This is a genomic window from Pseudomonas baetica, from assembly GCF_051216495.1.
In the GTDB taxonomy this organism is placed as follows: Bacteria; Pseudomonadota; Gammaproteobacteria; order Pseudomonadales; family Pseudomonadaceae; genus Aquipseudomonas; species Aquipseudomonas baetica_B.
Genome location: NZ_JBPKAM010000047.1, coordinates 1 through 23,589 on the forward strand (window position 1 = coordinate 1; position 23,589 = coordinate 23,589).

23 protein-coding genes and 1 pseudogene are annotated in these 23,589 nt (G+C 59.6%); 11 read left to right on the forward strand and 13 right to left on the reverse strand.

Features of this window, described 5'->3' with window-relative positions:
- The first annotated feature begins 134 nt into the window (after nucleotides 1–134).
- Entirely contained in the window at nucleotides 135–809 is a 675-nt protein-coding gene (locus ACSFE6_RS17385) for a DNA-3-methyladenine glycosylase I (RefSeq protein ID WP_435428788.1), read from the forward strand.
- Between the two features lie 100 nt (nucleotides 810–909).
- Here the strand turns inward: ACSFE6_RS17385 and ACSFE6_RS17390 are convergent, their stop codons facing one another.
- Genes ACSFE6_RS17390 through arsC form a run of 3 tightly spaced genes read right to left on the reverse strand, consistent with a single transcriptional unit; the run spans nucleotide 910 to nucleotide 2,284 of the window.
- Complete coding sequence (locus ACSFE6_RS17390; RefSeq protein WP_435428789.1) at nucleotides 910–1,335, reverse strand: DUF2069 domain-containing protein; 426 nt, start codon at nucleotides 1,333–1,335, stop codon at nucleotides 910–912.
- Nucleotides 1,336–1,337: 2 nt separating this feature from the next.
- Nucleotides 1,338–1,934 (reverse strand): NAD(P)H:quinone oxidoreductase, encoded by a 597-nt coding sequence (gene wrbA / locus ACSFE6_RS17395; RefSeq protein WP_435428790.1) that lies wholly within the window; start codon nucleotides 1,932–1,934, stop codon nucleotides 1,338–1,340.
- Nucleotides 1,931–2,284: an arsenate reductase (glutaredoxin) gene (gene arsC, locus ACSFE6_RS17400; RefSeq protein ID WP_435428791.1), complete on the reverse strand. Its 354-nt coding sequence runs from the start codon at nucleotides 2,282–2,284 to the stop codon at nucleotides 1,931–1,933. The genes wrbA and arsC overlap by 4 nt, the downstream gene beginning before the upstream one ends.
- A 114-nt stretch (nucleotides 2,285–2,398) precedes the next feature.
- Between arsC and ACSFE6_RS17405 the strand changes: the two genes are divergently transcribed.
- Complete coding sequence (locus tag ACSFE6_RS17405; protein ID WP_435428792.1) at nucleotides 2,399–2,866, forward strand: redoxin domain-containing protein; 468 nt, start codon at nucleotides 2,399–2,401, stop codon at nucleotides 2,864–2,866.
- A gap of 64 nt (nucleotides 2,867–2,930) precedes the next feature.
- Here ACSFE6_RS17405 and ACSFE6_RS17410 read toward each other — a convergent pair whose 3' ends face one another.
- The 4 genes from ACSFE6_RS17410 to ACSFE6_RS17425 form a co-directional block, all read right to left on the reverse strand.
- Entirely contained in the window at nucleotides 2,931–3,335 is a 405-nt protein-coding gene (locus ACSFE6_RS17410) for an META domain-containing protein (RefSeq protein WP_435428793.1), read from the reverse strand.
- Entirely contained in the window at nucleotides 3,335–3,769 is a 435-nt protein-coding gene (locus ACSFE6_RS17415) for a hypothetical protein (RefSeq protein WP_435428794.1), read from the reverse strand. Before ACSFE6_RS17415 ends, ACSFE6_RS17410 begins: the two co-directional genes overlap by 1 nt.
- Nucleotides 3,770–3,846: 77 nt before the next feature.
- Nucleotides 3,847–4,839, reverse strand: coding sequence for a 2-hydroxyacid dehydrogenase (locus ACSFE6_RS17420; RefSeq protein ID WP_435428795.1), 993 nt, complete (start codon nucleotides 4,837–4,839; stop codon nucleotides 3,847–3,849).
- 177 nt (nucleotides 4,840–5,016) lie between these two features.
- On the reverse strand, nucleotides 5,017–7,770 hold the full coding sequence (locus tag ACSFE6_RS17425; protein ID WP_435428796.1) for a response regulator: 2,754 nt from the start codon (nucleotides 7,768–7,770) through the stop codon (nucleotides 5,017–5,019).
- Nucleotides 7,771–7,985: 215 nt separating this feature from the next.
- On the opposite strand from ACSFE6_RS17425, the gene ACSFE6_RS17430 reads away from it, so the two are divergent.
- The 4 genes and pseudogenes from ACSFE6_RS17430 to ACSFE6_RS17445 all read left to right on the forward strand — a co-directional run bounded on the left by ACSFE6_RS17430 (nucleotide 7,986) and on the right by ACSFE6_RS17445 (nucleotide 11,099).
- Nucleotides 7,986–8,705: a response regulator transcription factor gene (locus tag ACSFE6_RS17430; protein WP_435428797.1), complete on the forward strand. Its 720-nt coding sequence runs from the start codon at nucleotides 7,986–7,988 to the stop codon at nucleotides 8,703–8,705.
- Entirely contained in the window at nucleotides 8,695–10,116 is a 1,422-nt protein-coding gene (locus ACSFE6_RS17435) for a histidine kinase sensor domain-containing protein (protein WP_435428798.1), read from the forward strand. Before ACSFE6_RS17430 ends, ACSFE6_RS17435 begins: the two co-directional genes overlap by 11 nt.
- Before the next feature lie 92 nt (nucleotides 10,117–10,208).
- Nucleotides 10,209–10,406: pseudogene (locus tag ACSFE6_RS17440) on the forward strand (PDDEXK nuclease domain-containing protein); the annotation flags it as partial.
- A 192-nt stretch (nucleotides 10,407–10,598) separates the two neighbouring features.
- Nucleotides 10,599–11,099: a hypothetical protein gene (locus ACSFE6_RS17445; protein WP_435428799.1), complete on the forward strand. Its 501-nt coding sequence runs from the start codon at nucleotides 10,599–10,601 to the stop codon at nucleotides 11,097–11,099.
- Between the two features lie 46 nt (nucleotides 11,100–11,145).
- Here the strand turns inward: ACSFE6_RS17445 and ACSFE6_RS17450 are convergent, their stop codons facing one another.
- Entirely contained in the window at nucleotides 11,146–11,526 is a 381-nt protein-coding gene (locus ACSFE6_RS17450) for a hypothetical protein (RefSeq protein ID WP_435428800.1), read from the reverse strand.
- Nucleotides 11,527–11,970: 444 nt separating this feature from the next.
- Between ACSFE6_RS17450 and cysM the strand changes: the two genes are divergently transcribed.
- The 5 genes from cysM (at nucleotide 11,971) to ACSFE6_RS17475 (ending at nucleotide 18,127) form a co-directional block, all read left to right on the forward strand.
- A complete protein-coding gene (cysM, locus tag ACSFE6_RS17455; protein ID WP_435428829.1) occupies nucleotides 11,971–12,873 on the forward strand; it encodes a cysteine synthase CysM in 903 nt (300 codons plus the stop codon).
- Complete coding sequence (rlmD, locus tag ACSFE6_RS17460) at nucleotides 12,873–14,225, forward strand: 23S rRNA (uracil(1939)-C(5))-methyltransferase RlmD (RefSeq protein ID WP_435428801.1); 1,353 nt, start codon at nucleotides 12,873–12,875, stop codon at nucleotides 14,223–14,225. Before cysM ends, rlmD begins: the two co-directional genes overlap by 1 nt.
- A 123-nt stretch (nucleotides 14,226–14,348) precedes the next feature.
- Nucleotides 14,349–16,592, forward strand: coding sequence for a GTP diphosphokinase (gene relA / locus ACSFE6_RS17465; RefSeq protein ID WP_435428802.1), 2,244 nt, complete (start codon nucleotides 14,349–14,351; stop codon nucleotides 16,590–16,592).
- A 130-nt stretch (nucleotides 16,593–16,722) separates the two neighbouring features.
- Complete coding sequence (gene mazG, locus ACSFE6_RS17470) at nucleotides 16,723–17,556, forward strand: nucleoside triphosphate pyrophosphohydrolase (protein ID WP_435428830.1); 834 nt, start codon at nucleotides 16,723–16,725, stop codon at nucleotides 17,554–17,556.
- 28 nt (nucleotides 17,557–17,584) lie between these two features.
- Entirely contained in the window at nucleotides 17,585–18,127 is a 543-nt protein-coding gene (locus tag ACSFE6_RS17475; RefSeq protein WP_435428803.1) for a DUF2058 domain-containing protein, read from the forward strand.
- A 70-nt stretch (nucleotides 18,128–18,197) separates the two neighbouring features.
- Here the strand turns inward: ACSFE6_RS17475 and ACSFE6_RS17480 are convergent, their stop codons facing one another.
- From ACSFE6_RS17480 to ACSFE6_RS17500, 5 genes are all read right to left on the reverse strand, one after another.
- Nucleotides 18,198–18,386 (reverse strand): hypothetical protein, encoded by a 189-nt coding sequence (locus ACSFE6_RS17480; RefSeq protein ID WP_435428804.1) that lies wholly within the window; start codon nucleotides 18,384–18,386, stop codon nucleotides 18,198–18,200.
- 377 nt (nucleotides 18,387–18,763) lie between these two features.
- A complete protein-coding gene (fabB, locus tag ACSFE6_RS17485) occupies nucleotides 18,764–19,984 on the reverse strand; it encodes a beta-ketoacyl-ACP synthase I (protein ID WP_433736677.1) in 1,221 nt (406 codons plus the stop codon).
- A gap of 11 nt (nucleotides 19,985–19,995) precedes the next feature.
- Nucleotides 19,996–20,511 carry a 3-hydroxyacyl-[acyl-carrier-protein] dehydratase FabA gene (gene fabA / locus ACSFE6_RS17490; protein WP_065258881.1) on the reverse strand — a complete coding sequence of 172 codons (516 nt, stop codon included), beginning with the start codon at nucleotides 20,509–20,511 and terminating at the stop codon, nucleotides 19,996–19,998.
- Between the two features lie 247 nt (nucleotides 20,512–20,758).
- Nucleotides 20,759–22,660: an ATP-binding protein gene (locus tag ACSFE6_RS17495; RefSeq protein ID WP_435428805.1), complete on the reverse strand. Its 1,902-nt coding sequence runs from the start codon at nucleotides 22,658–22,660 to the stop codon at nucleotides 20,759–20,761.
- Nucleotides 22,657–23,589 (reverse strand): ABC transporter substrate-binding protein, encoded by a 933-nt coding sequence (locus ACSFE6_RS17500; RefSeq protein WP_435428806.1) that lies wholly within the window; start codon nucleotides 23,587–23,589, stop codon nucleotides 22,657–22,659. The genes ACSFE6_RS17495 and ACSFE6_RS17500 overlap by 4 nt, the downstream gene beginning before the upstream one ends.

A 23,589-nucleotide genomic window follows, 5' to 3' on the forward strand; every position in this document is an offset into this window, starting at 1 on the left:
CCCCCCCTATCCCCCCCCCCCCCCCCCCCCCCCCCCCCCCCCCCCCCCCCCCCCCCCCCCCCCCCCCCCCCCCCCCCCCCCCCCCCCCCCCCCCCCCTCTCCCACAGTTTTACTTTTATTTCCCGGGAGAGGGCATGCGCGACTACAAGTGGCTGAATGAGTACTGCCTGAACCGCTTCGGTTCGGCGGCTGAGCTGGAAGCCCATTTGCCCGTTCCCAAGACCCCGGCGCAATTGCGTGACATCACCGACGATCGTTACCTGTCGACTATGGCGCTGCGTGTGTTCCGTGCCGGTCTCAAACACAGCCTGGTGGACGCCAAGTGGCCGGCCTTCGAAGAAGTGTTCTTCAAGTTCGACCCGGAAAAGGTTGTGCTGATGAGCGCCGAACACCTGGAGCGCCTGATGCAGGACGCGCGGATCATCCGCCACCTGGGCAAGCTCAAGAGTGTGCCGCGCAATGCGCAGTTCGTGCTGGACGTGGCCCATGAAAAGGGCAGCTTCGGCGCGATGATCGCCGATTGGCCAGTGACCGACATCGTCGGGTTGTGGACCTTTCTGAAGAAACGCGGGTATCAATTGGGCGGTCTGTCGGCGCCACGGTTTCTGCGAATGGTCGGCAAGGACACCTTCGTGCCGAGCTACGACGTGGTGGCGGCGTTGAATGCACAGAACATCATCGACAAGGTGCCAAGCAGCCTGCGTGACCTGGCGTTGGTGCAGGACGTGTTCAATCAATGGCATGAAGAAAGTGGCGGACGGCCGATGAGCCAGATCTCGATGATGCTGGCGTACACAGTGAATCATTGAGACCGAGTCAGTCCAATCGCCAGCAGGCTGGCTCCCACAGGGGACTTGTGTCACGGCACAGATCCAATGTGGGAGCCAGCCTGCTGGCGATTGCAATCTGTCAGGCGACGGAGATTTCACCTTCGCCAGCCAGCTTGCGATTCAACTGATACCGCCACCGCACATACAGCAGCGCCGAGCAGAACACCGCCAGGCTCGCCCCCATCTCCAGCAAGCCGAAGATCTGCCGGTTCGGGTCATACGCGGCCAATGCGCCCTTGATGAAATACAGGTTCACCACAAAACACATCCACGAATGCCCGCGCGGGTTGCCGATTATCATGCCAGGTGCCAACAACAGCAGCGGCACCAGTTCGATCAGCAATATCACCCAGGGCCGGGCGCCGTGCAGATCGGCGACCAGCAGGTAGTAGGTGCACAGCAGTCCCACCAGGCCGAAAAAACACAACAGACTGATCACGCGCATGGCCCGCACGCGAGGTTCAAGCCATTCGATGGCGTGCAGGATCTTCGGCTTCCTGGCCATCCTCAGCCCTCCAGTTTCTGTGCGGTCTTGGCCAGACGCATGCCCAGCGCACGGCACAGTGCTACTTCGTGCGCGTCCAGGCCGCTCTTGCCATCGGCCCCGGCGTGGTGGCTCGCGCCGTAAGGGGTGCCGCCGCCCTGGGTTTCCAGTAGCGCCGACTCGCTGTAAGGCAGGCCGGTGATCAGCATGCCGTGGTGCAGCAGCGGCAACATCATCGACAGTAACGTGGTTTCCTGACCGCCGTGCAGGCTGGCGGTGGAGGTAAACACGCCGGCCGGTTTGCCGACCAGGGCGCCGGTCAACCACAGGTTGCTGGTGCCATCCAGGAAGTACTTGAGAGGCGCCGCCATGTTGCCGAAGCGGGTCGGGCTGCCCAGTGCCAAACCGGCGCAGTTTTTCAGATCGTCTAGGCTGGCGTAGAGCGCGCCTTCGTCCGGAATGTCCGGCGAAACGGCCTCGCATTCGGTGGAAATCGCCGGCACGGTGCGCAAGCGCGCTTCAAGGCCGGCTTGCTCCACGCCCCGGGCGATCTGCCGGGCCATTTCGTTGGTCGAACCGCTGCGGCTGTAGTACAGCACCAGAATGTACGGCGCACTCACGGCAGCAGCTCCAGGATTTGTTCCGGTGGACGGCCGATGACCGCTTTGTCGCCGACTTCGAGAATCGGTCGCTCCATCAGTTTCGGATTCGCAGCGATGGCAGCAATCAGTTGTGCTTCACTCAGGCTGCTGTCGGCCAGGTTGAGGGTTTTGTACTCGTCCTCGCCGGTGCGCAGCAGCTGTCGGGCGCTGATGCCCAGTTTGCCCAGCAGGCTCTGGATTTGCTCGGCGTTGAGCGGGGTTTCCAGATAGCGGACCACGGTCGGTGTCAGGCCACGGGCTTCGAGCAATTCGAGCGCACCGCGGGATTTCGAGCAGCGCGGGTTGTGATAAAGCGTCAGATCGGTCATGAGCGGGTCGCATCTTGTGTGAGGTGGCGGCTATTCTAACTGTGCAACGCGTAATCCAGAACCTTGGGTGGCAATGGGTCGCGGCAGTATTCTTTTTTCGACAAGGATCACGACATGACAAGGCGACTGGCAGCGGCATTGGCGATCATCGGAACGTTGATGCTGGGGGGCTGCGGTAACGACTACGGGATCGATCAGTATGGGCAGAAAGTCGCTGCCGAGCGCCTGGACAAACAATGGCTGGTACTCAATTACTGGGCCGAATGGTGCAGCCCGTGCCGTACCGAAATTCCCGAACTGAACACCCTGGCCGAGCAGCTCAAGGGCAAGAAGATCGGCGTGTTCGGGGTCAACTTCGACAATGTGCAGGGTGAAGAGCTGAAGAGCGCCAGCGAGAAGCTCGGCATCAAGTTCACCGTGCTGGCGCAGGACCCTTCCGAGATTTTCGAATTGCCGCGTAGTGAGGCGTTGCCGGTAACCTACATCATCGACAACAAGGGCAAGGTGCGGGAACAGTTGATGGGGGAGCAGACTGCGGCAGGGGTGATGGCGAAGCTGGAGGCGTTGCAGGCCACCAACTGATTTGTAACTGATTTGTGGCGAGGGGATAAATCCCCTCGCCACAGGTTTCATCAGGCAGGGTTTATCAACCCTCTTCAAGCCACCAGCGCAGCGGTGCACCTTCGGCGGGCCAGAAGCGCATCTGCTCAACCTCCGAGACATCCCAGCGCTGCACCTGCTCCAGGGCTTGAAGGAAGCGTTTTTCCTGCTCCATCAAAGCAGGTGCACAGAGTTTGCGGGTGCTGCCGATCTTGCCGAAGCTCAATTTCCTGCCTTCCAGCGTGTACGGCGCAAACCAGTGATTGCAGCCGCCATTACCGTAGGCGCGACCGTCCTCACCGAGGGTGATGGTCAGGTGGCTGTAATCCATCAGCGGTCGTTCGCCGATCCATTCCAGGATATAGCTGCGATTTTGTTGCAATTGCACCGGTTCGGCGGCGCAGCCCACAAGGCCGGCGCCCGCCATCGCGGCCAGAGCGAGGCGTTTCATCACGCGGGCTCCTGGCATTTCGGGCAAAGGTGCTTCTCGTCAACGGACTTCCAGCCCAACTCGGCAATTCGCGCGGTGGCGGCAGGCTTTTCGGCCCTGTTGCCCAGTTTGGCGTCGACCGCGAACTCGAAGCTCAGCTCTTTGGCGCAGCTGTCGCAGTTCACTTTCCACGTATGGATCGCCAGTTCGCCGAATACCGGACCACTGGCCACTGCGACCCATTGGCCGGGCGGATTGATCAAATGGCGAACCGTTTCAACGGTCAGGCGCATGGACAGGTCCTTGGCACCTTTGAGGGTCACGACCAGCACGTCATTATTACGAATCGAGCCGCCGTTGCCGGTGACTTGATAACGCCCCGGCACCAGGGCGCGGCATTCGGTGAGGGTGTGTTGCGGGTTCATCAGGCTGTAGCGGAAATCGTGTTCGACCATGGGTCCTCCAAATATGCGCGATATGCTAGCACGGGCATACGCGCAGCATGGCGCGGGCAGATGACCTTCGATCAGGTTCAGTCGCTCTCGACACGATTCTCGGACTTGCCCGCCATCCAGACGGCGATATTGTGCAAGGTGGTCTCGGCAATCGCGCCCAGTGCTTCGCGTGTCAGGAAGGCCTGGTGCGCGGTGACAATGACGTTGGGGAAGGTCAGCAGTCGCGCCAGAACATCGTCCTGCAAGGGCAGGTCGGAACGGTCCTCGAAGAACAACTGTGCCTCTTCTTCATACACGTCCAGCCCCAGATATCCCAACTGGCCCTCCTTCAAGGCGTCGATCAGCGCGGGTGTGTCCACCAGGCCACCACGGCCGGTATTGATCAGCATTGCACCGGGTTGCATGTGCGCCAGCGATTCGCGGTTGATCAAGTGTTTGCTCTGTTCGGTGAGTGGGCAGTGAAGGCTGATGATCTGCGATTCGGCCAGCAGTTGCGGCAAGCTCAGATAACGGGCACCCAGTGCTTCTACCTGCGGGTTCGGGTATGGGTCGTAGGCCAGCAACCGGCAGCCGAAGCCGTTCATGATTTTGGCGAAGGTCGCGCCGATCTGCCCGGTGCCGACCACGCCGACGGTCTTGCCCACCAGATCGAACCCGGTCAAACCATGCAGGCTGAAATCACCTTCGCGGGTGCGGTTGTAGGCGCGGTGCAAACGACGATTCAGCGCCAGGATCAGCGCCACCGCGTGCTCGGCCACGGCGTGAGGCGAGTAGGCCGGCACCCGCACTACCGCCATTCCCAGGCGTTTTGCCGCTGTCAGGTCGACATGGTTGTAACCGGCCGAGCGCAGGGCGATCAGGCGGGTGCCGCCGGCGGCCAAGCGTTCGAGCACCGGGGCGCCCAGGTCATCATTGATGAAGGCGCAGACCACCTCGTGTTGCTGCGCCAGCGCCACCGTATCCAGGCTCAGGCGCGCCGCCTGGAAGTGCAGTTCGATGCCGGCCGGCAGGTCGGCGGCAAGAAAGCTGTCGCGGTCGTAGGTCTGGCTGCTGAAAAGAATCGTGCGCATGTGTCCTCCTGGCGAATCAATATTGAATGCTACCCCCAAACCCTGTGGGAGCTGGCTTGCCAGCGAAGGCAATCTCAAGAACAACGCAGGATTTGAGGGCCCCTTCGCTGGCCAGCCAGCTCCCACAGGGTTTGTGGTGAGCCTAGCGCTTCGGGTTCACAACATCATTGCGCTGCATCAGGCATTGATACGCGCCTGGGCGGCCAGGCGATTGATCGCCCGGTCGAGTTCTTCGAGCGCGCCAAAGGCTTTCGGGTCTTGTTGCTTGAGCAGGGTTTCGCTGCGCTGGCAGGCGGCGCGCAGTTGCGGTACGCCGCAATAGCGGGTGGCACCATGCAGGCGGTGAACGCGCTCGATCAACGCGTTGTGGTCACGGCTTTCCTGCGCCTGGCGGATCGCTTCGCGGTCGGCTTCCAGCGATGCCAGCAACATCGCCAGCATGTCCGCGGCCAGATCGGCCTTGCCGGCGGCCAGGCGCAAACCTTCTTCGTGATCCAGCACCTGTAGCTCATAGGCGCTCCCGTGGCTGTCGCCTGAGCGTTCCGGACCCTGGTTGCGCAACGCAAGCCCGGTCCATTTCAACACCACTTGCGCCAGTTGCCGCTCGCTGATCGGTTTGGTCAGATAGTCGTCCATGCCGCTTTGCAGCAACGCGCGTTTTTCGTTGGCCATGGCGTGGGCAGTGAGGGCAACGATCGGCAGCGGGGTGCAGTGCCGTTCGCTTTCCCACTGGCGGATCGCTTCAGTGCTCTGGCGACCGTCCATGCCGGGCATCTGTACGTCCATCAATACCAGATCGAACGTCTCGCTCTGGACCGCTTTGATCGCGGCGTAACCGCTTTCGACCGCCAGCACCTTGGCGCCCATGTCTTCGAGCAGGGTTTGCACCAATAACAAGTTGGCCGGGTTGTCGTCGACGCAAAGCACTTTCGGTGCGCGACTGGACACCGGTTCGCCGGGTTCGCTGCGGGGTTGGCGCGGGTTGACCAGATCGGACAGTGCACGTCGCAGCTTGCGGGTACAGGCCGGTTTGACCTGAAGCTGGCTGTGCGGGTTGGGGACCGAGAGGTGGAACAAGGTCTGTTCCGTGGTCGGGCACAGTACCAGCACTTTGCAGCCCAGATGTTCCAGGTCCCAGATGTACTGGTTCAGGCGTTCCGGTGGCATATCGTTACTGGTGACACCCAGCACTGCCAGGTCGATCGCCTGATCGGTCTGGTGGGCGCCGGTTACCCCATTGGTCAGGCTTTCCAGGGTATTGAACGGCGTCACGCTCAGGCCGCAGTCTTCCAGCTGGTGCTGCAGGGCCTGGCGAGCCAGTTCGTGGTTTTCCAGCACCGCCACGCGTCTTCCGGACAGTGGCGGGCCGGGCAGGTCTTCGGTGTCGTCGCGGGTTTTCGGCAGGCTCAGGCTGATCCAGAACTCCGAACCCTCTCCCGGTGCGCTGTCGACGCCAATCTCGCCTCCCATCTGTTCGATCAGTCGCTTGGAAATCACCAGCCCCAGTCCCGTGCCGCCAGGTTGCCGCGACAGTGAATTGTCGGCCTGACTGAAGGCCTGGAATAGCGCACGCACGTCCTGATTCGACAGGCCGATACCGGTGTCCTGGATGCTGATGCGCAGTTGCACGCTGTCTTCGTGCTCTTCTTCGAGCATGGCGCGGGCGACGATGGTGCCCTCGCGAGTGAACTTGATCGCGTTGCTGACCAGGTTGGTGAGGATCTGCTTGAGCCGCAGCGGATCGCCCACCAGCGACAGTGGCGTGTCGCGGTAAACCAGGCTCACCAGTTCCAGTTGTTTGGCGTGGGCGGCCGGTGCGAGGATGGTCAGGGTGTCCTGCAACAGGTCACGCAGGTTGAACGGAATGTGGTCGAGGACCAATTTACCGGCCTCGATCTTCGAGAAATCGAGGATCTCGTTGATGATCCCCAGCAGGCTGTCGGCGGACTTTTCGATGGTGCCCAGGTAGTCGAGCTGTCGCGGGGTCAGCTCGCTTTTTTGCAGCAGGTGGGTGAAACCGAGAATACCGTTGAGCGGCGTGCGGATTTCGTGACTCATGTTGGCAAGGAATTCGGACTTGATCCGGCTTGCCTCCAGGGCTTCCTTGCGCGCCAGATCAAGTTCGATGTTCTGGATTTCGATGGTTTCCAGGTTCTGGCGCACGTCTTCGGTGGCCTGGTCGATGCTGTGCTGCAATTCTTCCTGGGCGTTCTGCAGGGTGCCGGCCATACGATTGATGCCGGACGCCAGTTCATCCAGCTCCTGGCTGCCGAGGGGCGGCAGACGCGTTTCCAGATGACCGTCCTTGAGCTGGGCCACGGCCTGCTTGATCTGATTCAGTGGCCGGTTGATCGTGCGGCCCATGCGCAAGGCCAGCAGTGCCGCGCCTCCAAGGCCAGCCGCGATCATCATCAGGCTGGCGAACAGGCTGCGGTAACCGCGCAGCAACATGCCGCTGTGGGACAGTTCGAGTTCGACCCAACCCAGCAGGCGGTCGGCTTCATCGGGAATCAGGTCGCCAGCCAGGTTGCGGTGTTTGCCGAACACCGGCAGCAGGTAACGGGTTGCATCACTGCCACTGCGGCGCAGCATTTGCGAACCGTCACCCAGTGGTGCCTGATTGAGCATGGTCGGCCCGGCATGGGCCAGCGGCGTACGGTCCGACGCGAGGAAGGTCACGGCGCGCACGTCGGGTTGTTCCAGGGACTCGGTGGCAATGCGCTCCAGTAGTTCGGTGTTCTTGTGCCCCATGGCAGGCGCTACCAGCGGCGCCAGTTGCTCGGCGATCATTTCGCCGCGCTGCATGAGTTGGGTTTGCAGGTCGGATTGCTGCATCCAGGTAAAATAGCCGCCCAGGACCAACGCCATCAGGCTGGTCGGCAACAGGGTCAGCAACAGCACGCGGCCTTTAATTCCCAGTTTCTTGAGCACGCCTCTCTCCTGCATCCGGCAATCTATAGACCTGCACATGCGTCCGGCACGCGCCACTTGCGCAGTGTAGCGATTTGAAGGCGGGCAATCTTCGTAAAATTGATGCCGTCATTCGTCGGTCGGATCGGCACTTTCAAGTCACGGCCGGTCCCCAGCCTTGCCCTGGACGACGCAATCTTGAATACTTAACGACTGAGAATTATTTGCAGATACTCATGACTCCCAACACCGCCGGCCATCCCCGCATCCTCTCCATCGAAGACGACCTCGTACTCGGTGCCTATGTTCACGAGCATCTGGGTCGTAGCGGCTTTCAGGTGACCTGGTGCCAGAACGGCCAGGAAGGCCTGGACGCTGCCCGCCAGCAAGCCTTTGATGTGGTGTTGATGGACATCCTGTTGCCCGGCCTGGACGGGCTTTCGGTGCTGACGCAATTACGCCAGAGCCATTCCACGCCGGTGTTGCTCATGTCGGCGCTGGGAGCCGAGGCGGATCGCATCAGCGGCTTTCGCCTGGGGGCCGATGATTACTTGCCCAAGCCCTTCAGCATGGCTGAGCTGGGGGTGCGCATCGAAGCGATCCTGCGCCGGGTGGCACTGGATCGTCGACCGACGCCGGTGGCCATCGCCCCGGTACCGGACAGCCTGCTTTTCGACGATGAGCTGTTTGATGTGTTTTATGGCGATAAGGCGGCCGGCCTGACACGCACCGAGTATCGTCTGCTGGAAACACTGCACCGCAACGACGATGAAGTCTTGAGCAAAGCCTTCCTTTATCAGCATGTGTTGCAACGGGGTTACGCGGCCCATGATCGCAGCCTGGACATGCACATCAGCCAGATCCGCCGCAAGCTCAAGGCCATTGGCTACACCGAGCGCGAAGTGCGCACGGTCTGGGGCAAGGGTTACATCCTGAGTGCCGGCGATGAAATGTAAATTGCCGGGGCGGCATTCGCTGTTCTGGAAGCTGGCCTGTCTATTGGTCGCGTTCTGTCTGCTAATGATCTGGCTGAGCTGGTCCTGGGGCCGCTACATGGAACAGCGCAATCAGTTCCTGTCGGATGAGGCAAGGCGCACCCTGGCGCGTTATGCCGCCGAGGCCGAGCAGGCATGGCATCTGGGCCAGAGTGAGGGCGTCGATGGTTGGCTACAGGGCATGCAGCACCGGGAAAAGAGTTGGGTCGGTGTCATCGGCGGTGATTTGCAGTCCTTGGGCAGCCAACCGCTGACGGACAAGGACATCGAGCACCTGACCTTCCTGCGCGGCCTGGATTGGCCCATCCACAAAAAAGGCCGGCCGTGGATGCGTGTGCCGTTTCCCCATGATTCGTCTACCGGCAGCCTGGTGATCGAACTGCCCGAGCGCTTTGTGCCCGGGCGCTATCGGGTGTTCTGGCGCGTGATCACCAACGGCGTGATCCCCGGAATGTTCACCTTGTTGCTTTGCGTGGGCCTCTATCGGTTACTGGTGATTCCGCTCAACACCCTGCGCGAACAGGCCAATGCCTGGCGTGCCGATCAATTGAATGTACGGTTGTCGAGTCGTACGACCAACCGTAACGATGAATTGGGTGAACTTGGAAGAGCGTTCGACCACATGTCAGAACGCCTGCAAAATACCGTGGCGTTGCAGCAGCAATTGCTGCGCGACCTGTCCCATGAGTTGCGCACGCCGCTGAGCCGCTTGCGCGTGGCCAGTGAAAGCGAGCAGGGATTGGACGCCTTGCGCGAACGCATCGGCCGTGAAGTCGATGGCATGCAGCGGCTCGTCGAAGACACCCTGCAGCTGGCCTGGCTCGACACCGAGCGCACCCGATTGCCTGACGAAGCGATTCAGGTCCAGGCCTTGTGGGAAATGCTCACGGAAAACGCCTGCTATGAAAGCTGCTGGCCGGAAGGGCAATTGCAGTGCTCGGTGGACTCGTCCTGCTGGGTTCGCGGCCACCTCAACACCCTGGCCCAGGCACTGGAAAATATGCTGCGTAACGCGATCCGTCATTCACCCAAGGACGGCGTGGTCACGCTCGATGGAAGACGTGATGGCAAATATTGGCATCTGTGGCTGGAGGATCAAGGCGGCGGCGTGGCGGAGGAAGATCTGGAGAGGATCTTTTCGCCATTTACTCGCCTCGATGGCTCACGACCGGGAGATGGTGGCTTTGGCTTGGGCTTGAGCATTGCCAGGAATGCAGTACAGCGCCAGGGTGGGAAGCTTTGGGCGCAGAACACCGATCGCGGATTGCGGATGAATATGCGGTTGTTGGCAGATAGAGACGATGTCTGTGATGACGCCTTCGCGAGCAGGCTCGCTCCCACATATGATTCTTGCAGGCCCCAAGCTACCTGATCGCCCCGATCCCCTGTGGGAGATTCTATGTTGCAGGTAAATCCTGCAGCCTTGGTTTCGGCTGGTATTCGCTCTGATTTTTCATCAGGGCGCATCTGCGCCTGGCTGTGCAGGAAAAGTGGTCGACGCGTGAATTGGAGCGTCAGTTCAAAGCTGCGCTATTCGAACGCCGCGTGACCCAGCCGGCGAAAGTTTCCGCAGTTCTGAAGCAAACTCACCCCTCAGCACTTGAGATATTCCGTGACGCCTACATGGTCGAGTTTCTCGATCGGCCCGGCGCCCACGCCGAAAGACAAGGGGGCACGGTCACCCTTGGCGGACGAGAGGGCTAGGGTCCATCCATCGTCAATTTGGCCGATATCCTCAAATATCATTTAGAGATAATTCGCAACATCTTAATTGGGGTCGAGTGGATAAAGCGCTCAAGGTTTAAGTTTGAGTGGCGATAACTGGTTTGATAATAAAAGCAAGGAGAGTATTTGATGGATATTAAATTTTCAGTTCTGTCGATGAAAGCAGATGCCTATTTCGTCAAAAACCCGCTTGAGACAACCAATAGCTACACGAAGACGAATTTCAGTGATGCGGTTGATGCGTTGAAGTTGAACGGAAAACTTTCAGTTGAAGAGTTGAGAGGGGCCTTGAAAGGGTACGACTTCACGTCCGTCAGCACTTACGAACTCGCTCAAGCGGGTTCTTTGCTTTTTGAAGCTGGTTTGATCGGCCATGATGTGGCGCACTTCTTTACTTCGGGGAGAATGGCTTATGACGAAACTGGCTATCCAGCTGGAACAGATGTGAAATTCAATGCAATCGCCATGTTTAATCAAATGCTGGAAGAAAGGCTGTCACATAGCAGGTCGGAAGCTGCGGGCTTTCATGAAATAACCAGAGGGTTGACTCGAGCAAATCACGTGCTGGCTGCACTCTCTTATTTTGCCAATTCCGATCAAGACAGCCTAGCCATAAGCGTTGAAGCCTGAGTCGGCGGTGCCCGGCATGAAGCCTACGGACACCGCCGCTTAAGGGTTATCGACCGTAACGAGTGGTGCCGGAATATCCTCTGGGCACATTATGGTTATTCACATGGCGAACCCTGTATGTACCCAGCGGACCAAGAGCTGAAGCCGAACTACGATTGCCGCCGTCGATATGTTTCCAAATCGAGCCATCCAACCTTTCAATGACCAGGTTTGGAGGTGAACCGGAACCCAAAGCGGAAATAGTGGAGGAGATGTTGGCCTGTCGACATCCATTTGCACCTGTGATAGTAAAAGGCCCTTGCACAACAATATCGGCGTTGGCAGGAACGGTCCCAGTATAAGTGTTTTTAATATAGGTACATGCAGCAGAAGCTTGGCCGGAAACGAGCATCAGTGCGGCGAAGGGAAGTGCAAGTAAGGTCTTCATGTGTTTTCTTCCTTGGAATAAAGCTAATTGGGTAAAGAGGAAATACTGAACGCTGTGGAAAAACTGGTCGTGTTGTCCAGCACGCTATGTGCGGTCTTGTTTAACTGAACATTGAAAAGATTACGGGCTGCTGCCGATCAGGACTAGTTCAAGAATGCCGTCGCGCAACGCAGGAAACTTCCGATGAAAGCATTCCTTTTTTCTTTCAGAAATTACATTTCTGAAAGAAATTTCTGATGTCTGATTGTTCACATGTGCTTGGGCCTGAAAATGGCACCTGCTGATGTTTGATGGACTGTGGCTCGTCCGCGAACAGGTGCGCCTATTCACTTCAGGCTCATCTCTTATTCCTATAAACCATAAGCACCACACTTTGCGTGATATGGGCTTATGAGGTTTGCCGGTATGATAGGCGCCCCGGCAGTCTGGATTGCGAATTACGCCATGACCTTGCAGTACCCAACCATCGCCGATTGCGTCGGCAACACTCCGCTGGTCCGTTTGCAGCGCCTGCCCGGCGCCACCAGCAACACCCTTTTGCTCAAGCTCGAAGGGAACAACCCGGCGGGTTCGGTCAAGGACCGTCCGGCGCTGTCGATGATCACCCGCGCCGAGTTGCGCGGGCAGATCCACGCCGGCGATACGCTGATCGAAGCGACCTCGGGTAATACCGGGATCGCGCTGGCGATGGCCGCCGCGATCAAGGGTTACAAGATGATCCTGATCATGCCGGACAACTCCAGCGCCGAACGCAAGGCGGCCATGACTGCCTACGGCGCCGAGCTGATTCTGGTCAGCCAGGAGCAAGGCATGGAGGGCGCCCGTGACCTTGCCCAGCGCATGGAAGCCGAAGGCCGTGGCAAGGTGCTGGATCAGTTCGCCAACGGTGACAATCCGGAGGCGCACTACACCACCACCGGCCCGGAAATCTGGCGCCAGACCGAGGGCACCATTACTCACTTCGTCAGCTCCATGGGCACCACCGGTACCATCATGGGCGTCTCGCGCTATTTGAAAGAGCAGAACGAGAACGTGCAGATCATCGGTCTGCAACCCATGGAAGGTTCGGCTATTCCGGGTATCCGGCGCTGGCCCCAGGAATACCTGCCGAAGATCTACCAGGCCGATCGCGTGGATCGGATCGTCGACATGGCCCAAAGCGAAGCCGAAGACGTGACCCGTCGTCTGGCCCGTGAAGAGGGCATCTTCTGCGGCGTGTCGTCGGGTGGCGCGGTGGCGGCCATGCTGCGTCTGTCCAAAGAAGTTGAAAACGCGGTGATCGTCGCGATCATCTGCGACCGAGGCGACCGTTATCTGTCGACCGGCATTTTCGACGCGCCCAACTGATGGCCAAACATGAGAGAGGCCTGCGCTTCCAGCCCACGGGCGGCAGCAAGGCCCCGCAAATCCCGACCGGCAAAAAGCAGCGCCTGACTATCGAGCGCCTGGCTAATGACGGTCGCGGGATCGCGTTTTATGAAGGGCGTACCTGGTTTGTCATTGGCGCTCTGGCCGGTGAAGACGTCGAGGCGCGGGTGCTCGGTGCCCACGGCAAAGTGGTCGAGGCGCGTACCGAGCGGGTATTCAAGGCCAGCGAACTGCGTCGCCCTGCACCGTGCGCCCATGCCGGCCGCTGCGGCGGCTGCAGCGTGCAACATCTGCCTCACAACGAACAGCTCGCCCTGAAACAGCGCATGCTCGCTGAGCAATTGTCCAGGGTTGCCGGTGTCGAGCCCGAAGAGTGGGCCGCGCCATTGAGTGGTCCGGAATTCGCTTACCGTCGTCGTGCCCGAGTCGCAGTGCGCTGGGACATGAAGTCAAAGAAACTCGAGGTCGGTTTCCGCGCCGCCGGTAGCCAGGACATTGTCGCTATCGATGAATGTCCGGTGCTGGTACAGCCCTTGCAACCGATCATGACCCGCTTGCCGGAAATGCTGCGGCGCCTGAGCAAGCCCCAGGCGCTCGGACATGTGGAGTTGTTCGCCGGTTCATCGCTGGCGGTGTTGCTGCGGCACATGGCGCCGTTGTCCGACGCCGACCTGACGATTCTCAAGGATTTTTGCGCGTTCCATGAAGCCCAATTGTGGTTGCATGGCGACGGTGAACCGCACCCCGTCGAAGCCGATCAAGCGTTGGGCTATCGTCTGGAACAGTGGAAACTGGATCTGGCGTATCGACCGGGGGATTTCGTCCAGGTCAACGCCGGGGTCAACGAGGCCATGGTGGCCCAGGCACTGGAGTGGTTGAAGCCTTCCGCGAACGAGCGAGTGCTCGATCTGTTTTGCGGGTTGGGTAACTTTGCCTTGCCACTGGCGCAAACCGTTCGCGAAGTGGTAGCGGTGGAAGGGGTGCAGGTGATGGTCGAGCGGGCAGCTGCGAACGCCGTTAGCAACAATCTGCATAACGTACAATTTTTTCAGGCCGATTTATCCCAGCCTTTGACCGACGCCGAATGGGCGCGTGATGGCTTTTGTGCGGTACTCTTGGACCCACCGCGAGACGGTGCTTTCGAGGTGGTGCGCAAGCTAAAATCGCTGGGCGCCGAGCGCTTGGTGTACGTGTCGTGCAACCCGGCAACGCTGGCGCGTGATACGGTCGAATTGATCAAGCAGGGCTACCGGTTAAAACGTGCCGGGATTCTCGATATGTTTCCTCAGACGGCGCATGTCGAAGCCATGGCGTTATTTGAAGCGAGCTAGGATGGCTCGTCTGGTCCGACTGGCCCGCCCGTGCAGCCGCGCACCAGCCCTACGCGGGCGCACGGGCAACGAAGGTCAGCGATTCTGACGCATTGAATCTGCGTCGTAGGGAAGGTAAGCAAGATGGTACAGGTGAGAGCACACCAGCCGATCAACACCGACGGCAGTATCAATCTCGAGGCTTGGCTCGATCATGCGGTCAGTGTCGATCTGGCACTGGATCGCGAAGCCTTGAAAGAAGCCTGTGAGTACGCTCGCGAGGCCGAACAACAAGCCAATGCGGCGAACAATTTGTGGTCCGAAGGAAACTCGAGTTTCCGCTACGGTCTTGAAATCGCCGAGATCCTCGCCGACCTCAAGCTCGATCAGGATTCGCTGGTCGCCGCGGTTCTGTACCGTGGCGTGCGTGAAGGCCAGATCCAGTTGCCGGCCGTCAGCCAGCGCTTCGGTCCGGTGGTGGCCAAACTCATCGACGGCGTGCAGCGCATGGCGGCGATCAGTGACAGTTTGAGCCCCCGCAAATCCCTGGTGCTGGGCACTCAGGGGCAGGTGGAAAACCTGCGCAAAATGCTGGTGGCCATGGTCGACGACGTTCGCGTCGCCCTGATCAAACTGGCCGAGCGCACTTGCGCGATCCGTGCGGTGAAAACCGCCGATGACGAAAAACGCAACCGCGTGGCCCGTGAAGTGTTCGACATTTACGCGCCACTCGCTCACCGTTTGGGTATCGGTCATATCAAGTGGGAATTGGAGGACTTGTCCTTCCGTTACCTGGAACCCGACCAGTACAAACAGATCGCCAAGTTGCTCCACGAGCGGCGACTGGATCGCGAGCGTTTCATCAGCGACGTGATGAGCCAGCTGAAAAATGAACTGCAGGCCACCGGCGTCGAAGCGGACATCAGCGGTCGGGCCAAACACATCTATTCGATCTGGCGCAAAATGCAGCGCAAGGGTCTGGAGTTCAGCCAGATCTACGACGTGCGCGCCGTTCGCGTGCTGGTGCCGGAGATGCGCGACTGCTACACCGCGCTCGGCATCGTCCACACTTTGTGGCGACACATCCCGAAAGAGTTCGACGACTACATCGCCAACCCCAAGGAAAATGGCTACCGCTCGCTGCACACGGCGGTGATCGGTCCCGAGGGCAAGGTGCTGGAAGTGCAGATCCGCACCCACGCGATGCACGAAGAGGCAGAGCTCGGCGTTTGCGCGCACTGGCGCTACAAGGGCACCGACGTCAAGTCCGGCTCCAATCACTACGAAGAGAAAATTTCCTGGCTGCGTCAGGTGCTCGAATGGCACGAAGAGCTGGGCGATATCGGTGGACTGGCAGAACAGCTGCGGGTCGATATTGAGCCTGACCGCGTCTACATCTTCACCCCGGATGGTCACGCCATCGACCTGCCGAAGGGCGCGACACCGCTGGACTTCGCCTATCGCGTGCACACCGAGATCGGCCACAACTGCCGTGGCGCCAAGATCAACGGGCGCATTGTGCCGCTCAACTACAGCCTGCAAACCGGTGAACAGGTCGAGATCATCACCAGCAAGCACGGCACCCCGAGTCGTGACTGGCTGAACCCGAACCTGGGTTACGTCACCACGTCGCGGGCGCGGGCGAAGATTGTTCACTGGTTCAAGTTGCAGGCGCGGGATCAGAACGTTGCGGCCGGTAAAACCCTGCTGGAGCGCGAACTCAATCGCCTCGGCCTGCCGGTGGTGGATTTCGAAAAGCTGGCCGACAAGGCCAACATGAAAACTGCCGAGGACATGTTTGCCGCCCTCGGTGCCGGCGATTTGCGCCTGGCGCAATTGGTCAACCTGGCGCAGCAACTGGTCGAGCCTGAACGTGGCAATGAACAGCTGGAGCTGATTCCGCGCAAGGCCACCGGTTACAAGCCGGGCAAGCGTGGCGACATCCAGATCCAGGGCGTCGGCAACTTGATGACCCAGATGGCGGGCTGCTGCCAGCCACTGCCGGGGGATGCAATCGTCGGTTACATCACCCAGGGTCGAGGCGTGAGCATCCATCGCCAGGATTGTGCCTCAGTGCTGCAACTGGCCGGTCGCGAGCCGGAGCGGATCATCCAGGTCAGCTGGGGGCCGGTACCGGTGCTCACCTATCCGGTGGACATCGTCATTCGTGCCTACGACCGTTCGGGGTTGCTGCGTGACGTTTCCCAGGTGCTGCTCAACGAGCGGATCAACGTATTGGCGGTCAACACCCGCTCGAACAAAGAGGACAACACCGCGTTGATGTCCCTGACCATCGAGATTCCGGGGCTGGATGCGCTGGGGCGGTTGCTGGGGCGGATTTCCCAATTGCCGAACATCATCGAAACGCGCCGTAACCGTACGCCTTGAAGATGGCCGATATTATTGTGGGAGCTGGCTTGCCAGCGATGGCATCACTTCGGTTTTCCTGAAGAACCGAGGTGTCCGCATCGCTGGCAAGCCAGCTCCCACAGGGTTTTGTGGTGAGACATAAATAATGATGTACAGCCTTGAAGACCTGCTGCACCTGATGAACCGCCTGCGCGACCCGCAGTACGGTTGCCCGTGGGACATCAAGCAAACCTGGGCCACCATCGTCCCGCACACCCTTGAGGAAGCCTACGAAGTCGCCGACGCCATCGAGCGCGGGGACTTCGATCACTTGCAGGGTGAACTGGGCGATCTGCTGTTCCAGGTGGTTTATTACAGCCAGTTGGCACGGGAAGAAGGGCGCTTCGAGTTCGATGGCGTGGTCGACAGCATTACCCGCAAGCTGATCCGCCGCCATCCGCACGTATTCCCCACCGGTGATCTGTACGCGCCTCTGGATGTCCCGCGTCTGAGTGAAGAACAGGTCAAGCAGCGCTGGGAGGAGATCAAGGCCGAAGAACGCGCCGAGAAGTCCGCCGCGCCGCAACAGCTGTCCTTGCTCGATGATGTCCCCGCGGCATTGCCGGCGTTGTCCCGTTCGGCCAAATTGCAAAAGCGCGCAGCTCAGGTCGGTTTTGACTGGCCGGACGCCTTGCCGGTGCTGGACAAGGTCCGTGAAGAACTCGATGAAATACTCGAGGCGATGGCCGACAACGATTCGGCGGCAATTGCCGATGAAGTCGGCGACCTGCTGTTTTCCGTGGTCAATCTGGCGCGGCATCTCAAGGTTGATCCGGAAAGCGCGCTGCGTGGTGCCAACAGCAAATTCGAGCGACGCTTCCGTTTTATCGAACAGGCATTGCGCGACACCCACCGTCCCATGGAAGATTGCACCCTCGAAGAGTTGGACGCCTTATGGGGCGAAGCCAAACGCCAGGAAAAGAATGTGTCCAGCTGCGGTTGAGCAGTGGCCTAAGTGAGTAATAAGCACCATGAGCATTTCCCTTCGCGACCAGTTGCTCAAAGCAGGGCTGGTCAACCAGAAGCAGGCCAAGCAGGTCAGCAAAGAGAAGCAGAAACAACAGCGCCTGGCCCACAAGGGCCAGATCGAACTGGATGATTCCCAGCAGCGCGCAGCCCAGGAAGCCCAGGCCGAAAAGGTCAAGCGCGACCAGGAACTTAACCGCCAGCAGCAGGAGAAGGCCGAAGCCAAGGCCCGTGCTGCGCAGGTCAAGCAATTGATCGAAGCCACACGCCTGCCGAAGTTGACGACCGAGGATTACTACAACTTCGTCGACGACAAGAAGGTCAAGCGCATTTCGGTGAACACGCTGATGCGCAACAAGCTGAGCAACGGTTCGCTGGCCATCGTGCATCACGCTGGCGGCTACGAAGTCATCCCGCGTGAAGCGGCCCTGAAGATTCAGGAGCGTGATCCGCAACGCATCGTGCAGATGAACGTCAAGACCGAGGAGGTCGCTGCCGAGGACGATCCGTACGCGGCGTACCAGATTCCTGATGATCTGATGTGGTAAGCCACTGACGACTGCCACAACGACAAACCCCGCTCATGGCGGGGTTTGTCGTTTTCAATGCGGTCATTGTTCAAGCGGAGCGTAGTTCTCGTTGCCGCTCCAGTGTTTCCAGTTCGGCCTTGTAGTTGTGGGCATCTGTCTCGGAGTGGAACATCCCGACCAGCAGGTCTTGTTGGTGCACATCCCAGATCCGGATGCCGGCGGCTACGCCTTCGTGGGACATGTGTGAATCGTCGCGTTCAGTTACTTTTACAGTCATCTGCTAGCTCCAATCTCTGTTATCTGCAGCAAGGCATGTGCAGGACTCTGTTATAGGTTTTGTTAGCCTGCTAAGTAAATGATCAAGTTTTGAAAGGGTTTATTACAAAATTGGAAACAGTCCTGCAGCCCGCGAAATCCGCGACATTGCGTCGCAGGGCGTTGAGTTCCATGACAAAAGCTTCATGTTGAACAGGCACTTCGACCCTGTGGGAGCTGGCTTGCCAGCGATAGCGGTGTGTCAGGCGACGTTGATGTTGGCTGTGCCGACGTCATCGCTGGCAAGCCAGCTCCCACAGGGGCTGCGGTGATTCTTCAGGCAAAAAAAACGCCCCGAACCAGTCGGGGCGTTTTTGTGTGCAGCGAAGCAGCGGGGTATTACTTGCCCTGCCAGCGCTTCAGCACCAGTGTGGCGTTGGTGCCACCGAAACCGAAGCTGTTGCTCATCACGGTGTCGATCTTGGCGTTTTCCTGGGTCTTGGTCAGTACCGGCAGGTCAGCCACTTCCGGATCCAGCTCGTCGATGTTGGCGGAGCCGGCAATGAAGTTGCCTTCCATCATCAGCATGCAGTAGATCGCTTCGTGAACGCCGGCGGCGCCCAGGGAGTGACCCGACAGGCTCTTGGTGGAGCTGATGGCCGGAGCCTTGTCGCCGAACACTTCACGCACACCTTTCATTTCCGCGACGTCGCCGACCGGGGTCGAAGTGCCGTGGGTGTTCAGGTAGTCGATCGGGGTGTCGACGGTGGACAGCGCCTGCTGCATGCAGCGGATGGCGCCTTCGCCGCTTGGGGCGACCATGTCGTAGCCGTCGGAAGTCGCGCCGTAGCCAACGATTTCCGCGTAGATCTTCGCGCCACGGGCCAGGGCGTGTTCCAGTTCTTCAACCACGACCATGCCGCCGCCACCGGCGATGACGAAACCGTCACGGTCGGCGTCGTAGGCGCGGGAAGCTTGTTCCGGGGTGTCGTTACGCTTGCTGGACAGGGCGCCCATGGCGTCGAACAGGAACGACTGGCTCCAGTGCTCTTCTTCACCGCCGCCGGCGAAAACGATGTCCTGCTTGCCCATCTGGATCTGTTCCATGGCGGTACCGATGCAGTGAGCACTGGTGGCGCAGGCAGAAGCGATGGAGTAGTTCAGGCCCTTGATCTTGAACGGGGTGGCCAGGCAAGCGGAAACGGTGCTGCTCATGGTCCGCGTTACACGGTATGGGCCGACGCGCTTGACGCCTTTCTCGCGCAGGATGTCCAGCGCTTCCATCTGGTTCAGCGTCGATGCGCCACCGGAGCCGGCGATCAGGCCGGTACGCGGGTTGGACACCTGCTCTTCGGTCAGGCCGGAGTCGGCGATGGCGTCTTTCATGGCCAGGTAGGCGTAAGCCGCTGCGTGGCCGACGAAGCGATAAATCTTGCGATCGATCAGTTCTTCAAGGTTGAGGTCAATGGAGCCGGAAACCTGGCTACGCAGACCCATTTCGGCATATTCCGGGTTGAACCGGATGCCAGGGCGGCTTGCACGCAGGTTAGCGGAGACGGTCTCTTTGTCATTGCCCAGGCACGAAACGATGCCCAGACCAGTGATAACGACGCGGCGCATGCGGATAACCCTTAGAAGTTGTCAGTGGAGGTGAATACGCCAACCCGGAGGCCTTCGGCGGTGTAGATTTCGCGACCGTCGACAGTGACCGAACCGTCGGCGATGGCCAGGTTCAGCTTGCCCTTGAGGACGCGCTTGATATGAATGTTATAGGTGACTTTCTTGGCGGTTGGCAGGACCTGGCCGAAGAATTTCACTTCGCCCGAACCCAGTGCGCGACCGCGGCCCGGCAGGCCTTGCCAGCCGAGGAAGAAGCCGACCAGTTGCCACATGGCGTCGAGGCCCAGGCAGCCCGGCATCACCGGATCGCCTTCGAAGTGGCAAGCGAAAAACCACAGGTCCGGAGTGATATCCAGCTCGGCAACCAATTCACCTTTGCCATACTTGCCGCCGTCTTCGCTGATCAGGGTGATGCGATCAACCATCAGCATGTTCGGGGCGGGCAGTTGCGCGTTACCTGGGCCGAACAGCTCACCGCGACTGCAGCGCAGCAGGTCTTCCCGGGTAAAGGCGTTTTGTTTGGTCATGCGAGCTCCTCAATAGTCCCATGCGGCAGGTGGGGCAAATCTTCCCGGCCGATCGAAGCGTTCATGCCTCGAACCGGCAGCCTACTCATAGACTATTGCGTTGTGGTGAAAGTCACAGCACCAAGGACATGAAAGTACACTTGTGCACTGAAATTTTTATTCAAGCCCCTTTTTGGGCCTGTTCGGGTGCCTAAGACTGCCGCACTTTCGCCTTTCACGCCAGTCGCAGATGCTCGAAAGGCCTGTACTACTGCACCCATCGCTGCAGAATTTGCTGCAGATCAGTCCGTTTGAAGGGCTTGGCCAGGTAATCGTTCATCCCCGCCGACAAACAGGCTTCGCGATCGCCCTGCAAGGCATTGGCGGTCAGGGCGATGATCGGCAGGTCGGTGCAGCCGGGCAGTTGGCGAATCTGTCGGGTGGCTTCGTAGCCGTCGATGACCGGCAATCGGCAGTCCATCAGGATCGCTTCGAAAATCAGGCTCTCGGCACTGCGTACCGCTTGCGCGCCATCGACGGCGACGCTGACGGTAAAGCCCAGGCTGCGCAGCATGGCTTCTATTACCGTCTGATTGACCGGGTTGTCTTCGACCAGCAGCACATTGCGGCCGTCGCCATCGTCATTACTGGTTGGTGCCCTCGGCGCGAGCACAGGCAGTGGCTGTTGATAAAGCGCCAACGGGATTTCCAGGGTGAACTCCGAACCATAACCTTCTTCGCTCTGGGCGCGCAGGGTTCCGCCCATGCGTTCGGCAAGGGTGCGGGCAATCGGCAGACCGAGGCCGGTGCCTCCGTAACGTCTTGAAATAGAACTATCGGCTTGTTGAAACGCGTTGAACATCAATTCCAGACTTTCGGCAGCAATACCGATGCCACTGTCGCGCACGGTGCAGGTGAACCACAACAGTTCGTGATCCAGTGATTGCCATTGCGGTTCGATGGACACGCGGCCCTGTTCGGTGAATTTCAATGCATTTCCGATCAGGTTGACCAGAATCTGCCGGATCCGTGTTGGATCGCCCTGAACCTGCAACCCTCGCATATCCTCCGGAATCTGCAATTGCAGATCGAGCCCGCGTTGTGCCGCGCTGTGCTGGAACGACTGCGCACAGGCGCCGATCAGGTCGGCGAGGTGGAACGGAATGTGTTCCAGCTCCAGCTCCGAGCGCTCGATACGAGAGAAATCCAGAATGTCGTTAATAACCTTGAGCAGATGTTCGGTGGATTCCGACGCCAGTGCCGCGTATTCGACCTGCTCCGGGGTCATCTCGGTGGTTTCCAGCAACTGCAACATGCCCAGCACACCATTCATCGGCGTGCGCAATTCGTGGCTCATCATGGCGAGAAAGTCGGACTTGGCGTTGTTGGCCTTTTCCGCTTCTTCGCGGGTCTGGATCAACTGCGCCATGGCCTGATGCTGTTCACGACTCGCCTGTTCCAGCCCACTGGCAAGGTTGTTGATGTGTTGCGAGAGGGCGCCCAGTTCGGTGTCGTCGACGATGGGCAGCGGTGTTTTGTAGTCACCTCCCTGGATCGCCTTGACCGCGTTGCCGATATCGCGGATCGGTTGCGACAGGCTGCCCGCCAGCCGCCGGGCGAGCACGAAAGTAAACAGCAGGGCGAACAGTGCCAGTATCGCGGCCTTGAGCAGGATTTCCTGCTGGCGCTGACTGAATGCATCGTTGGACAAACCGACGATCACCCGTCCCAGGTAATCCTCGGCGGGGGCGCTGGAGGCGACTTTGCTGTCCTGGAAAAAATCATTGTGCAGCGGGATGCGCTGCAACCGTACCGGTGCCTGGAACACTTCAACCTGATGCGGTCGGTCATGGTTGGCCGAGGGGCGCTCGACGTACACCAGAATCCGGTTGGCACTGTCCTGTATTTCCAGGAACCGCACGTTGGGCGTGGCCAGCGTGGCCTTGAGCAGACTCTCCAGCACCTCGTTGTTGCCGGAAATCACACCGTATTCAGTGGCCGGCGCCAGTTGGTTGGCGATGAGTTGACCGGTGTGGTTGAGTTCCTGGCGCAAATCCTGGATCCGCACGAAGGTGAAGAAGCTGATCAACAGCAATGTCAACAGCAGGGCGGGGCCGAGGCTGATGAGCTGGGTCCGGGTGTTGATGTCCCAACGGCGTCGGAAGGTCATGGGCGGCGTTCTCTTTCAGCCAACAGTGTTGCGACAGATGCTTCGTTTATCTGTTCAATACCTAATGAACGAGCCACCTGCGGGTTGCTTGAGACTTTGAAACGAGGCGGGTAGTGGGTGCGTGGCCACGTGGTGGGCGGCTGGTCGAGCAGTTCATCGAGAATGGCCAGCCAATCGCTCTGATCGCTGTAGGTGCTGGCCAGGCTCCCGGCCTTGACGAACCCGGCGTTGGGACCGATCAATGCCAGCTGTCGTGAATAGCTGCTGAGCAGCAGGTTTTTGGCGGTTTTTGGGTTGTATAGATCGGGGTCATCAAGGCCCAGCAACACATCGCTGTTGTTCAGCAAGGTTTGCAATGGACGACTGTCATGGATGTTGTCCCAGCGCTCGGTCACCACTTCGAGCCCCAGGGGAAGAGCTGCCTGGCGCAGTTCTTTCAACAGGAATTCACTGTGGCTGTCGTACAGCACACCGACCCGCTTGACCTGGGGCAAGAGGATGCGGGTCAAGTGCAGTTGGCGCTCCAGTGGCGGATCGCTCCAGAGCAGGCTGAGGTGCGGTGGCAGGTGTTCCCCCAGATGCTGTCGCGCTTGCAGGCGACTGATGCGCAAGACCAGCGTCGCCGGGCCTTGGGGGTCTTGCAGGCGCCAGTCGAGGCTTGGCAAGTCCAGCAGAATAAGACGGATGTCACTTGCGAGTTTGCTTGGTGCCGGCAAGTCGGACAGTGGCTGGAAACGCACGCGATCGCCAGGGCGCAATTCGCGCAGGGCCTGGATGAAGGATTGCACGCCGGGGCTGTCGTCGGAGCCAGTCAGCAGAATGTCTTCGGCATTGGCCGACAGGCTGCCCAGCCAGCCACCGATCACCAGGCACAGCATCGCCAGCAGGTGGCCAACACCTGTTGTCTTGCGAGGCTGACCATAAGCCAT

Bases quoted from the DNA above. Each gene is read 5' to 3' on its own strand.
- ACSFE6_RS17385 (WP_435428788.1), top strand. From the start codon at position 135: ATGCGCGACTACAAGTGGCTGAATGAGTACTGCCTGAACCGCTTCGGT.
- ACSFE6_RS17390 (WP_435428789.1), bottom strand. From the start codon at position 1,335: ATGGCCAGGAAGCCGAAGATCCTGCACGCCATCGAATGGCTTGAACCT.
- arsC (WP_435428791.1), bottom strand. From the start codon at position 2,284: ATGACCGATCTGACGCTTTATCACAACCCGCGCTGCTCGAAATCCCGC.
- ACSFE6_RS17405 (WP_435428792.1), top strand. From the start codon at position 2,399: ATGACAAGGCGACTGGCAGCGGCATTGGCGATCATCGGAACGTTGATG.
- ACSFE6_RS17410 (WP_435428793.1), bottom strand. From the start codon at position 3,335: ATGAAACGCCTCGCTCTGGCCGCGATGGCGGGCGCCGGCCTTGTGGGC.
- ACSFE6_RS17415 (WP_435428794.1), bottom strand. From the start codon at position 3,769: ATGGTCGAACACGATTTCCGCTACAGCCTGATGAACCCGCAACACACC.
- ACSFE6_RS17420 (WP_435428795.1), bottom strand. From the start codon at position 4,839: ATGCGCACGATTCTTTTCAGCAGCCAGACCTACGACCGCGACAGCTTT.
- ACSFE6_RS17430 (WP_435428797.1), top strand. From the start codon at position 7,986: ATGACTCCCAACACCGCCGGCCATCCCCGCATCCTCTCCATCGAAGAC.
- ACSFE6_RS17435 (WP_435428798.1), top strand. From the start codon at position 8,695: ATGAAATGTAAATTGCCGGGGCGGCATTCGCTGTTCTGGAAGCTGGCC.
- ACSFE6_RS17445 (WP_435428799.1), top strand. From the start codon at position 10,599: ATGGATATTAAATTTTCAGTTCTGTCGATGAAAGCAGATGCCTATTTC.
- ACSFE6_RS17450 (WP_435428800.1), bottom strand. From the start codon at position 11,526: ATGAAGACCTTACTTGCACTTCCCTTCGCCGCACTGATGCTCGTTTCC.
- cysM (WP_435428829.1), top strand. From the start codon at position 11,971: ATGACCTTGCAGTACCCAACCATCGCCGATTGCGTCGGCAACACTCCG.
- rlmD (WP_435428801.1), top strand. From the start codon at position 12,873: ATGGCCAAACATGAGAGAGGCCTGCGCTTCCAGCCCACGGGCGGCAGC.
- relA (WP_435428802.1), top strand. From the start codon at position 14,349: ATGGTACAGGTGAGAGCACACCAGCCGATCAACACCGACGGCAGTATC.
- mazG (WP_435428830.1), top strand. From the start codon at position 16,723: ATGTACAGCCTTGAAGACCTGCTGCACCTGATGAACCGCCTGCGCGAC.
- ACSFE6_RS17475 (WP_435428803.1), top strand. From the start codon at position 17,585: ATGAGCATTTCCCTTCGCGACCAGTTGCTCAAAGCAGGGCTGGTCAAC.
- ACSFE6_RS17480 (WP_435428804.1), bottom strand. From the start codon at position 18,386: ATGACTGTAAAAGTAACTGAACGCGACGATTCACACATGTCCCACGAA.
- fabB (WP_433736677.1), bottom strand. From the start codon at position 19,984: ATGCGCCGCGTCGTTATCACTGGTCTGGGCATCGTTTCGTGCCTGGGC.
- fabA (WP_065258881.1), bottom strand. From the start codon at position 20,511: ATGACCAAACAAAACGCCTTTACCCGGGAAGACCTGCTGCGCTGCAGT.
- ACSFE6_RS17495 (WP_435428805.1), bottom strand. From the start codon at position 22,660: ATGACCTTCCGACGCCGTTGGGACATCAACACCCGGACCCAGCTCATC.
- ACSFE6_RS17500 (WP_435428806.1), bottom strand. From the start codon at position 23,589: ATGGCTTATGGTCAGCCTCGCAAGACAACAGGTGTTGGCCACCTGCTG.